At 68.3% G+C, this 10630-nt stretch carries 10 protein-coding genes and 4 pseudogenes; 7 read left to right on the top strand and 7 right to left on the bottom strand.

Translation table 11 applies throughout. The annotated features are described in order from the left end of the window. Window positions 1-90: 90 nt before the first annotated feature. A pseudogene (locus ACIBNA_RS44645) lies at window positions 91-759 on the bottom strand (ParB/RepB/Spo0J family partition protein); the annotation flags it as partial. Further along, a pseudogene (locus ACIBNA_RS44640) lies at window positions 756-1157 on the bottom strand (ParA family protein); the annotation flags it as partial. The pseudogenes ACIBNA_RS44640 and ACIBNA_RS44645, both read right to left, overlap by 4 nt. Window positions 1158-1385: 228 nt before the next feature. Here ACIBNA_RS44640 and ACIBNA_RS44635 point away from each other — a divergent pair. Then, window positions 1386-1748, top strand: a complete 363-nt coding sequence (locus tag ACIBNA_RS44635) for a MazG nucleotide pyrophosphohydrolase domain-containing protein (protein WP_399171183.1) — start codon at window positions 1386-1388, stop codon at window positions 1746-1748. Between the two features lie 72 nt (window positions 1749-1820). Here the strand turns inward: ACIBNA_RS44635 and ACIBNA_RS44630 are convergent. Continuing rightward, window positions 1821-2269: pseudogene (locus ACIBNA_RS44630) on the bottom strand (HIT family protein). Between the two features lie 393 nt (window positions 2270-2662). Here ACIBNA_RS44630 and ACIBNA_RS44625 point away from each other — a divergent pair. The 6 genes from ACIBNA_RS44625 to ACIBNA_RS44600 all read left to right on the top strand — a co-directional run bounded on the left by ACIBNA_RS44625 (window position 2663) and on the right by ACIBNA_RS44600 (window position 7259). Beyond that, on the top strand, window positions 2663-3511 hold the full coding sequence (locus ACIBNA_RS44625) for a hypothetical protein (RefSeq protein WP_399171181.1): 849 nt from the start codon (window positions 2663-2665) through the stop codon (window positions 3509-3511). Beyond that, on the top strand, window positions 3501-3857 hold the full coding sequence (locus tag ACIBNA_RS44620; protein ID WP_399171180.1) for a hypothetical protein: 357 nt from the start codon (window positions 3501-3503) through the stop codon (window positions 3855-3857). The genes ACIBNA_RS44625 and ACIBNA_RS44620 overlap by 11 nt, the downstream gene beginning before the upstream one ends. A 351-nt stretch (window positions 3858-4208) precedes the next feature. Continuing rightward, the gene (locus ACIBNA_RS44615) at window positions 4209-4367 is read left to right on the top strand and encodes a hypothetical protein (protein WP_399171179.1); all 159 of its coding nucleotides are present in this window, start codon (window positions 4209-4211) and stop codon (window positions 4365-4367) included. 152 nt (window positions 4368-4519) lie between these two features. Beyond that, the gene (locus ACIBNA_RS44610; RefSeq protein ID WP_399171177.1) at window positions 4520-4903 is read left to right on the top strand and encodes a peptidase inhibitor family I36 protein; all 384 of its coding nucleotides are present in this window, start codon (window positions 4520-4522) and stop codon (window positions 4901-4903) included. Window positions 4904-5088: 185 nt separating this feature from the next. After that, window positions 5089-5721, top strand: coding sequence for a Mu transposase domain-containing protein (locus ACIBNA_RS44605; protein ID WP_399171175.1), 633 nt, complete (start codon window positions 5089-5091; stop codon window positions 5719-5721). 182 nt (window positions 5722-5903) lie between these two features. After that, window positions 5904-7259 carry an acyltransferase gene (locus ACIBNA_RS44600; RefSeq protein WP_399171173.1) on the top strand — a complete coding sequence of 452 codons (1356 nt, stop codon included), beginning with the start codon at window positions 5904-5906 and terminating at the stop codon, window positions 7257-7259. Window positions 7260-7347: 88 nt separating this feature from the next. Here the strand turns inward: ACIBNA_RS44600 and ACIBNA_RS44595 are convergent, their stop codons facing one another. From ACIBNA_RS44595 to ACIBNA_RS44580, 4 genes and pseudogenes are all read right to left on the bottom strand, one after another. After that, the gene (locus tag ACIBNA_RS44595; protein ID WP_399171171.1) at window positions 7348-7572 is read right to left on the bottom strand and encodes a DUF5133 domain-containing protein; all 225 of its coding nucleotides are present in this window, start codon (window positions 7570-7572) and stop codon (window positions 7348-7350) included. A 1132-nt stretch (window positions 7573-8704) separates the two neighbouring features. Continuing rightward, window positions 8705-9547, bottom strand: coding sequence for an alpha/beta fold hydrolase (locus ACIBNA_RS44590; protein ID WP_399171170.1), 843 nt, complete (start codon window positions 9545-9547; stop codon window positions 8705-8707). Window positions 9548-10304: 757 nt separating this feature from the next. Further along, window positions 10305-10520 carry a hypothetical protein gene (locus ACIBNA_RS44585; RefSeq protein ID WP_399171168.1) on the bottom strand — a complete coding sequence of 72 codons (216 nt, stop codon included), beginning with the start codon at window positions 10518-10520 and terminating at the stop codon, window positions 10305-10307. Between the two features lie 10 nt (window positions 10521-10530). Beyond that, window positions 10531-10630 (bottom strand): annotated as a pseudogene (locus tag ACIBNA_RS44580) (IS481 family transposase); the annotation flags it as partial.

Below are 10630 nucleotides of genomic sequence, written 5' to 3'. Positions count from 1 at the left end.
GAACGGGGCTATCCAGGAGGGCTCCGACGCCGTGATCACACCAGACACAGCAAGATCATCTCATCCGTGACCAGCAGTTACGGGACAGCCCTTAGCCGCGCGCTCCGCCTTGAGTTCTTCCAGGGCGGTTTCCTGCTGTTCAACGGGCTTGTTGCCGACGGCGCGCAGCAGATCGATGGGTTCCTCACCGATGCGGGCCTGGAGTTCAGGACTCAGGTTGAGCAGAGCGAGACGCTGGGAGATCCAGCCCTGGGAGCGGTGGAGGCGTTTGGCGAGGGCTCGCTGGCTGCCGTGAATTTCCAGTAGACGCTGCAGAGCTCGGGCTTCGTCGAGTTCCTCGAGGTCTTGGCGGTGGATGTTGGCGACGAGGGCGGATTCGAGGAGCTCTTCGGGGGTGGACCCCTGGTCGTCGCTGACCATGACCTTGAGCGTGTCGAGGCCGGCCTCGCGGGCAGCGGCGAGGCGGCTGCTGCCGTCGACAACGACGTGGGTGGTGTCCGGCTCAAGGTCGGCTTCGCGTTCCGTGATGGCCTGCTTCTGGCCGTGGGTCTTCAGACTGCCCGCGAGGTCGGTGAGGTCACCGAGGTCAGACCGGGGGTTGTCCGGGTTGAGGCTGATCCGATGGACGGGGAGTTCTGCAGGCGGGGCGATGCCCTCAGTGGGGACGCCGGTGGCGGCAGCGACGGCCTGGCGGCGTGCGCTGACCGTGCGCACTCCCCCGCCGAACCGGCCGGAGCCCAGTTGGTCGGCCTTGCTCACGAGACCTCCCTTGCCAGGGCGCGCATGCCGACGGCCTGCTGTGACTTGGGCGCGTAGGACAGCAGGGGTTTCTTCACGCGGACTGCTTCCTTCTGTTCCTTGAGGTCTCCGATGAGTCCCACCACCCTTGGATCCTTTATGTCGACCCATCCCTGGAGGGAGGAGGTTGCGATGTATCCGCGGCGGGAGTCGTAGAGGTTGACGACGATGCCGAGGTAGTCGATGTCGACTTGGAGGTCGCCGCGCAGGTCGTCGATCTGGGTGGTGAGCAGTTCGTAGGCGTCGGCGGAGCTGTCCTCGGCTTGGACGACGATGAGGGCCCCGGACTGTCCGGGCTTTTCGCCGTCGCGCCGCCGGCCGTAGTAGGCGGCGGCGTCCATGCTGAGGCCGAGGCTGGGCGCTCCTGGACCGGCTGATCAACACCAGTCACCAGGTCATCATGAACGGCCCCAGCCACCGCCCGAACAAGCAGCCCAAGAACCCGACGAGCAAGCCAACCGACCTTGCGGTCAAGTAGCAGCGGAGGCCTGGGTTTCACTGTTTGTTCCCGTTGACGATCAAGGGGGCCCAGCGAGAGGGTCAGTTTTCGATCATCTTCATGCGTTGAACCGGGAAGGGACAGCTCCGTGAGCCTTGGCGAGCTGAAGAAACGGGCGATGAGGATCCATGACCTCTATGACGAGCTGAACCGCCGTGAGCGCGGCCGGGTCTGGACGCGAGACGAGTACATGCTCGGCTTCGTGGGAGACGTTGGGGATCTGGCCAAGCTCATCATGGCCGAGGAAGGTGCGCGAGAGGCCCCAGGCGGTCGGGCCGCGCTGGAGCATGAGCTCGCCGACTGCCTGTGGTCGGTGTTGATCCTCGCGCATCACTACGACGTGAATCTCGAGGAAGCCTTCCACCGCACCATGGCGGAACTCGAAGACGCTATCAGTGCCCGGCTTGCCGAGGATGGTGATGCGCGGCCTGCAGGTGCGAGCGTCGACTGAAAGGAACTGCGCGGCTGCTGACTCGCCAGTCCCTCCGGGGCTGAGGAATTACGTGAACTCAGCCCCGGGGAATTACGTGATCGTCCACACCCGACTCCACTCGCCGCCTCCAGGACGGTGATTCCGCTGCGGACCGCCGCTGCCGTCTCGTCCAGCAAATGACGTTCGCGCACCCGCCTCGATGCGGAACGGATCCCCTTGGAAGCGGGGGAAGACATGCAGGTGGACGTGAAAGACCTCCTGGAAGGCAGCCTCGCCATCGGCCAGGAAGAGATTGACCCCCGCAGGCCGGACCGCCGCAGCGCGCGTCCGAGCCGGTGCGCCACCGTCCAGACCTGCACGCCGATGTCCTCCCGCAAATCTTCCAGCCCCTCGGCATGTGCCTTCGGGATGACGAGCAGGTGCCCCGGGGTCACGGGTTGGAGGTCCATGAACGCGAGGACCCATTCGTCCTCGAAGACGATGCTGGCCTCTGCCTGGCCTCGCACGATCGCGCAGAAGACACATCCGTGGTCCGGCAACTGCCCCCCGTTCGAGAACGTCTCGTTCCCCTTACGAGAGCACGCGTGACCAGCCCCGCGCCGGTCATTTTCCCGCCGCCTCTCAACGAAGCCCGAATTCTGGCCCTGGGTATTTCCGGTCGACGTGACAGTCCAGACTCTGCCAGGCTGACGAGCCGTGACCGCTTACGAACTGTTGCTCATCGGTGGTGAGGCGGGCGTCGGCAAGACGACGACGCCGCCACCCGCGACGCCGGCGGCGCGGACACGGCGGCCACCGAGGCCGAGAAGGACGCCGTCGCCGCCGAGCGGTCCGCGGCCAACGCCAACGAGGACGCGAAGGCGGCCGACGAGGCGGCCGACCGGGCCGAGGAGGAGTTCCGCAAGAGGCTGGAGGAGGAGCGCAAGGCCGCCTTGGACGCCCCCAAGCCCGACACCGGGGCGGACCTCAGCAAGGACGACGAAGCCCTGCTGCTCGCTCAGTGCGGCCAGACCTGCGTGGACGACTTCCGTGAGGCCAAGCGGCTCCTGGCCATGGACGTCATCGACTGGGTGATCGCCAACGGCGGCCAGATCCTCCTCGACGAGCTGGGCTACAACGACGCCAAGAAGTGCTTCACCAAGCGCGACGTCGAGAGCTGCCCGTGGACGCTGGCCAACGTCATCCTCGTCGGCGCGGCCGTCACCAAGATTCCGGCAGTCGCCAAGGCGATCTACCGGGTCAGCAACGGCATCCACTCCTTCTGGGAGGGCCTGGACAAAGCCAAGGACACCCTGGACCGGCTCCGTACGGTCCTGGACCGGGTCAAGAAAGGCCACAGCGCCGAAGCATGCCTCGTCCCGATCGCTGAAGGCGCAGCCACCCAGCGGGCCGCGTTCCACGGTGCTTCCGCGAAGACCGAGGCACTCGCAGCCGCGCCGGCTGGCAAGGCCCTCGCTGCCGCCTCCGCCGGGAAGCCGAAGATCTGCGTGACCTCGGCGCTCGGCAAGAACAGCAGACTCGCCAAGCTCGCCGAGAAATCCACGAAGAACGAGGACGTACAGCGCGAGATGAACCAGCTCATCAACAAGCTCATGGACGGCAACGACCAACCGGGCAAGGGCTCCAAAGCGCTGTCACACGGCATCCGGTACCTTCGAGGACCAAAGGGCGCACGGCTCTTCTTCCGCGAGGTCGATGGAAGATTCGAGATTGTCGGGAAGTCGGACAAGGACAACGAGCCGAACGTCATCAAGGAGTTGCTGAAGACTTATGGCTCATGAGCCACTGGTGACCGTGGAGACAGCCGACTTCTCCGTCACGTACATACTCGGCCTGGATGACGACGCCGAGACCGTCGAGGATGTCGACGCGATCATCCGCGCCCGTGACGGCAAGGGGTGGACCGCGAGCTTCATGACTCCTCGGAAGATCGCCGAGGTGATGGACCGCTGGTCCACCACCGGCGAGTGCGCCGACGGCCTGTACCTCCAGATCCCCGACCTCGTGATCGTTCGTGAAGGCGGCCTGGACGCCATGACCAGAGCTCTCGTCGACCTCTTCAGCGAGTACGGCATGGACACCAACGTCCTGCCGCGCATCGCCGACGACGAGGACGACGAAGACTGACCTTGGGCACCCGCCCACCCAGGCCCCGGCGGAAGGTTCCCTTTCTCCGCCGGGGCTCCGGCACATCCGGCCGTTTACCTGGTCCCCGACCAGTTCAGGGCGTGATTCGGCCGGAGACGCGCAGTGCTGTAACCGGCCGACCTGGGCCCGCGCTCCGCACCCCCTCGCCTGCGTCTGCGTTCAGCACACGTCCTCGGGCACGATCCTCAAGCATGGGACTCCGGAGCCTCCGCCTGGACCCGGCAGCGCCGCGTCACCTACGCCAACTACACCGACGACGCACGCCACCTCGAGGCCATCAGCGCCCGCTCCAACCGGCAGAAAGCCGACCAGGACCCCACCACCTGGCTCGTGCCCGACAACCCCGCCGAACGCTGCCACTACCTGGCCAACTGGACCGCCGTGAAACTCCAATGGAGCCTGACCGTGGACCCGGCCGAGCAGAACACCATGACCCTCGGCGCCGCCGAGTGCCCCGGCACGGAGGTCACCGTCAACCCCGTCCCCTGACCCCGGCCGGCTGGGGGCCCGCACCTAAAGGCGCGGGAACCCCCGCGGTCAGGGCCGCCGCCAGCAGCTGTCCCCCGGTGGAGTGAACCCTCGGCGCACCATGCCGTTCCGGCCCCAGCGGGCGCTACCTGTAGTACGTGATCAAAAACCTGATGCGTACCGCGGCGATCGCCGCACTGGCCCTCGCCCCGATGGCCGTTCCCGCCTCCGCCTCCAGCACCCCCAGCGCGGTGAAGGCAGCAATCGACTGCCCCTCCGGCTACGTGTGCATCTACCCAGAGATCAACTTCGGCGGCCAGCCCTGGGTGACGCGTGCCGTGGACGGCAGCGTGAAGGACCTGCCCTCCGCGATCCGTGACCGCGGCAGCTCCATCCGCAACAACTCCGACCGCACCGCCCGCGTGTATGAGAAGCGCAACCACAGCGGCCGGCACGTGTGCGTCACCCGCAGTGGCGGCTTTATCCACGACCTGCGCGGCTACAACCTCAACGACCAGACCCGCTCCCTGAAAATCAACCGCAACGACTGCGGCTGACCCTCCCCCACTCCCTCATCCAGGCGCCCGATGCGTACGCAGCAGTCAGCCCCGCCCGGCAAGCATCACCGGGCGGGGCTGATCCGCATGTGCGGTCGTGAAGGACGGCGGCACGGATACTGCCCTCCCGGACGAACGGCGACCTGATCGACGGTCACTGGCGGCTGCTGTCCGCCTGGAGTGCGGTGCCCAAGACGCTCGTCTGGGACAACGAGGCCGGGGTCGGCCGCGGCAGGCTGACGGCAGAGTTCGCAGCGTTCGCGGGCCTGCTCGCCACGAAGATCCACCTCTGCCGTCCGCGTGATCCAGAAGCGAAAGGGCTGGTCGAGAGGGCCAATGGCTACCTGGAGACGAGTTTCCTGCCCGGCCGCACGTTCAGCGGCCCCGGCGATTTCAACACCCAGCTGACCACCTGGCTGACGGTCGCCAACCGGCGCGTCCACCGCACCCTGCAGACCCGCCCCACCGAGCGGTGGGAGGCCGACCGGGCCGGGATGCTCACCCTGCTGCCCGTCGACCCGCCCGCCTGGTGGCGGATGCAGACCCGGATCGGCCGCGACCACTACGTCCGCGTCGAAACCAACGACTACTCCGTGCACCCCGACGCGATCGGCCGCACCGTCACCGGACAACGACGAGGTCATCGCGCTCCGGCGTTCTGCTCGGCCACGGCGCCGACAGCTGGCCCGCGGTTGGGGCTGCAGGGAAGGGCTGGTCGTCACGCTGGTGGAAAGCGAGCGCGCCCCGATCCCCGGCTGCGTCCGCGCCGCCCATCCCGCCTTCTTACTCGATGGTGGCCTATCGCAGTGCCTGGGTGAACCAGTCGAAGCTGGGGGCCAGGGGCGGCGGTGCCGGCTTCCCGGTGATGATCGACATGAGCTGCCAGCACCGGAGAGCGGTTGGCTCCGCCGACGGCGGTCCGTTTTTCCGGGGCGCGGGGGACGGGCCGACTGGTGCGTGGTTGCCGATCTTCGCCGGGCTCCGTTCGTAGGATGGCCCCATGCCCGGCCTGCGGGAGCTCGCGGAACGCACACCGGCACGGCGTGAACGCTATGTCGACCTGCTGCGGGCGCTCGCCATCCTCATCGTGGTGCCCGGCCACTGGATGGTCATCGTAGTCACCGGCGGGGCACGCGGCCTGGACGGCTTCAGCGCCCTGGAAGTGCTGCCCTGGGGCCGCCCGATCACCTGGCTGCTCCAGGTGATGCCGGTGTTCTTCATGGTGGGTGGGTTCGCCAACGCCGCCTCGCTGACCTCGCACACTCGCGGGGGCGGCGACCTCGGGGACTGGCTGCTCGACCGCAGCACCCGGCTGGTACGGCCGACGACCGTGCTGCTGGTGACGCTCGCCGCCGCCGCACTGATGGCCCGGCTGGCGGGTGCCGATCCGGCTCAGGTGGGCCGGGCGGTGTGGCTGGCCTCGATCCCGCTGTGGTTCCTGCTCGTCTACCTCGTGGTGGTCTTCCTGACGCCGTTGATGCACCGCCTGCACCGGCGGGCGGGCCTGGTCGTGCCGCTGGTCCTGGTGGGGCTGCTCGCCGCGGGGGACGTGGCACGGCTGGCGTTCGACGCGTCGACGCTGCAGTTGGGCAACTACCTGTTCGCCTGGCTGGCGGTGCACCAGATCGGCTTCGCCTGGCAGGACGGGACGCTACGGGTCCGGCCCAAGGTGGCCGTGCCGTTGCTGGTGGGCGGTGCCGCGGTGGCGGTGCTGCTCACGGCGGCCGGCCCGTACCCGGTCAGCATGGTCGACGTTCCCGGCACGTCGTTCCGTAACCTCTCGCCGCCAACACTCGCGCTGCTCGCGTTGGCCACGGCTCAGCTCGGGCTGGTGCTGCTGCTGCGCGACGCGGCGCGGCGGTGGCTGCAACGGCTCGGGCCGTGGATGGCCGTGATCGCCGTGAACTCGGTAATCCTGACCGTGCTGCTGTGGCACATGAGCGCCTTCGTGCTCGTCGCCGTGGCCGTGTACGCCTGGGGTCTGTTCCCACTGCCCCAACCCCCGGGGAACACAGGAGCGTGGCTGCTGTGGAAGCTGCCGTGGCTGGTCGTGCTTTTCACCGTGCTCGGCGTGTTGGTGGCGGTCTTCGGCCGGGTCGAGAGGCGCCGTCTACGGCGCGGTGCCGAGACCTCCTGCAGTAGGTGGACGCCGAGAGCGTTCGGCCGACCCCGGCTGCGGGCCACCGCGACTACCGTCGGCTACGCCGCCTGCGTGCTCGGTCTGCTCGGTGTGGCCCTCGCCGGTCCGGCCGACCACGGCCCGCTCGGACTGCCGACCACAGCGCTGGCCGTTTTCCTGGCCGGCGCGGCCCTGCTCCGCGCGGCCCGCGCGGCAACCGGTCGACAGGCCGACTGACGGGGCGGGCTGAGGCGCCTGCCACGGGATTGTGGTGCCGCTGTCCGGACCGTGCCGCGCATTTTCGGGGCGCAGCCAGTGCGGTATGTCAGTGGCGGAGGGGCTGCTCTCGTCTCATGGCCTCGGCCAGTTGTCGACGGGCGACAAACAGTGCCGTGTCCAGCTGGCGGGTGCCGGTGATCACACACAGTGTGTAGGTGGCGTCCTCAAGCTGGCGGGCGGTCTCGGTGCTGTTGTCGGCGGCCAGGCGGCGCCTGAGTCTTTCGCTTCGTTCGACCAGCTCCCGCAGGAGCGAAGGGTGCGCCGTGATCATGGCTGGCTTCCTTCCGGTGTAGCTCGGGCGGACCAGCCCCTTCACCCATACGGTGGCAGCCGTCGGCATCTGCCGCATCTGGAGGCCGTGGCGTGGCGTGGCGGGGCACCCCGGCTGCCGGCCGCGGTGGCCGGCCTCCCGGAGCGCCGATGCCCTGCGGGGTGGAATGTTGACGCGGCCGTGACGTTGCCCGGGCTTTGCCCCGTTGGACTGCTGACACGTCGTGCAGCGTGTCGGCGGTCCGCAGCCGGCCTCCCCGGCGTGCCGCAGCTCGGCCCGCACCCCTGGTGCGGTTGTACCGGCCGGTGACCACGCCCCCGCGGGAATGTCATGACTCGATAGGACCCGGGGCCGCAGGGCGGTGTGTGGCGCGCGGGCCCGGGGAGCCTCTCAGGACTGCAGGGACGCGACCCCAGGGGAAGGGGCGCCACACGACCTGGCGGGCCTTCCCGGGCGAGTCTGACCCGCCTGCCGATCACGCCGCAGCCCCGCTCGCACCGGTGTGCGCCAAGGCGTCATCTCATCCGTCAGGCTGCGAGCCAGGTGATGACTCGCCCTCCGGCCCGGCGGCACCGGCTCCACTCACACGGCCGGGGGCCAGCGACAGCATCACCGCTGTCTGCAGGCGAAGGGAAGCGATCACCTCGGCCAGCTGGTCACGCAGGCACACACCCGCCTCATACCCGGCTGTCCGAAGGCCCTCCGGCCTGTCCTGACCAGGCATCTCTGAATCTCTCAAGCGAGCCGGTCCGCAACGGCAAGCACCACAGCAGCCACAACAAGCACCGCTGAGTAGATGACCATTACGGCCCGGCTCCACCCGCCGTCATGCCTGACGCCGACGCCCCGGTCATCCGGCTCGGGCCGGGAGCCAGTAAGTCCGAGCGGTGCCGCATAGGGCACAGCATCGTCAACGCGAGGATTCACGCCCGGAACAACGCGTGATGAGGGTATTTCGACACAGCACAACCGCCGTCATTACCCGTTCAGCCCACACGCTGCCCACACACTGTCGACGTTCAAGTAATTCCCCGTGATCGACGGCTTCAGCGTCAAGTAATTCCCCAGATGGAGACGCTGTTGGCGGCTCGCCTTTTGCTCCCTCGAGCCCCTCTGCAGCGCGCGCGGTGGATCACTGGCCGGGCACGGGTTCGTCGGCTCCTGTTGCCCGGATGAACCCGGTGAGGACGGTCGTGTACTCCTGTGGGTGAGTGACGTGCGGGATGTGACCCGCACCCTCGAAGGTCTGGCGCTGTGCTTGCGGCAGGGCCGCGGCCAGCCGTTCCAAGACCATCGAGAACCAGGTGGGACTTGCGCTGCCGCGGCTCAGCAGTACCGGCATGGTGCAGGCGGAGAGCCCGTCGAGATCCAGTACGGCCCAGGACGGGTCGCTCTGTTCGTCCAACCATGTCTGGGCGTTGGTCACGAACGTCTCGCGCAGGGGCGCAGGCAGCTGGTCCCACATTCCGGGGCCCAGGGCTACCTCCTCCACGAACAGGCGTGCGCCCTGCTCGTTCTCCGCCTTGCGGAGGTGGTCCATCACGGTATCGGAGGAGGCCATCGTCGGCTGCATCTGTGCCATGGACTCCGGGTCGTTGGCCACAACGCCCACCAGCGGGGGCTCGTGGACCGTGAGGCTGCGGAACAACTCAGGCCGGCGTGCGGCCAGGCCGAGGACGATCGACGCGCCGAAGGAATTGCCGGCGACGTGCGCGGGGGCGTGGCCGAGCCCTTCGATCAGCGCCGCGAGGTCGTCCTCGTCCTGCCTCCGAGTGCCCTGGCCTGGCACCCTTTCGCTCTGGCCATGGCCGCGGCGGTCGTACGAGACCACGGTGAATGACGCGCGAAGGTCGGCCCCGATCGCGGGCTGCCAGCTCTTGTGGTCGCTCCACGAACCATGGACGAGTACGAGCGGCTCGCCTTCACCTACGACCTCGTAGTAGAGATTCACGCTGTCGGCGCGTACTTGTGGCATGCCGTGCCTCCTAGGAGAGAAAGGGCGACGGGTTCCTGAGCGCCGCCACGCAGGTCTCTACCAGCAGCGTCCGGCGTCACGCTCGCCGCCGCGCCGCGGGGCCCGCCTGCAGGGGGTGTGCGCCGGCGACCGGAGGCATTCGACTTGGCGCGGCTCTCCCATCCGTGAATCCCTGAACCCGGCAGAGGCTTGCCGAGTGTGCGGGCCGCTCCGCTCCGGTAGGGACCTGGTGCCGACGGAGCCACGTCCGGGATCCCCATGGGGAAGCTCGTGAACTTCTCCCTGGGGAATATCGTGACCGTTCACACACACCGGCGCCGCACCCACCCCGGTCCGCGTGCGAGGTCAAGGCTGCTTCGAAAAGGGGCAACACCTTCTCTTCCCCGCCCGTTGCCTTGGGCCCAACAGGGCAACAGGCGTCCGGGGGGCGTCCCAGCCGGTCATAGAGGTACGGACGCGAACGGGCCCAGCCTCCGCGCAATCTTGCTCGGGGTCCCACAGGATGGTCCCCGGTTGCCCGGCCGCGGGAATGGTGACGGACAGCCGTTTCCAGATGCGCGGCGGGCCGGACCGGCCGCCTGACCCCCAGGAGCACCCCCATGACAGTGATGACTGACGCGCTCGTACCGGCATTGGAGGATGCCCGCGAGGCACATGAGGCGGTCGTCGACCGATTGCGGGCTGATGCCACGGTCACGCCGCCCGGCCCCTACCGGCAGATGCTCGAGCGCCAGGTGGACGACGTCCAGGACAGCCTTCAGCGCATCGAGCACCACGTGCGCGAGCTGCGGCCCCGCGGCGGGCTTGTCGGGGGCAGCGTCGATATCGCGCGGTTCATCTCGCGCAGCGTCGTGCGCACCGCCATGCTGCCGCTGACCATCGGATCCACGCTCGTGACGAACATGCTGCGCGGCCGACGGCCGAGCGACGAGCGGCGGCTGCTGGAAAACGCCGAAGACGAGTACGCGATCACAGCCCGGGCGCTAGCTGTATTGACCCGCAGGGTTGTTCACGCGGGTGATGGGTGGTTGACCTTCGAGTGCGGTGTGGCAGCGGTGGTGGTTGTAGGTGTGCAGGAAGTCT

This window comes from Streptomyces sp. NPDC050164, from assembly GCF_044459945.1.
GTDB classification, from domain to species: Bacteria; Actinomycetota; Actinomycetes; order Streptomycetales; family Streptomycetaceae; genus Streptomyces; species Streptomyces coeruleorubidus_A.
Note: the sequence above shows the minus strand (reverse complement) of the source record. Positions and strands in the feature narration are given on the sequence as shown.

Excerpts from the sequence above, each read along its gene's own strand:
- ACIBNA_RS44620 (WP_399171180.1), top strand. The coding sequence starts at position 3,501 with ATGGCTCATGAGCCACTGGTGACCGTGGAGACAGCCGACTTCTCCGTC.
- ACIBNA_RS44600 (WP_399171173.1), top strand. The coding sequence starts at position 5,904 with ATGCCCGGCCTGCGGGAGCTCGCGGAACGCACACCGGCACGGCGTGAA.
- ACIBNA_RS44590 (WP_399171170.1), bottom strand. The coding sequence starts at position 9,547 with ATGCCACAAGTACGCGCCGACAGCGTGAATCTCTACTACGAGGTCGTA.
- ACIBNA_RS44595 (WP_399171171.1), bottom strand. The coding sequence starts at position 7,572 with ATGATCACGGCGCACCCTTCGCTCCTGCGGGAGCTGGTCGAACGAAGC.
- ACIBNA_RS44610 (WP_399171177.1), top strand. The coding sequence starts at position 4,520 with ATGCGTACCGCGGCGATCGCCGCACTGGCCCTCGCCCCGATGGCCGTT.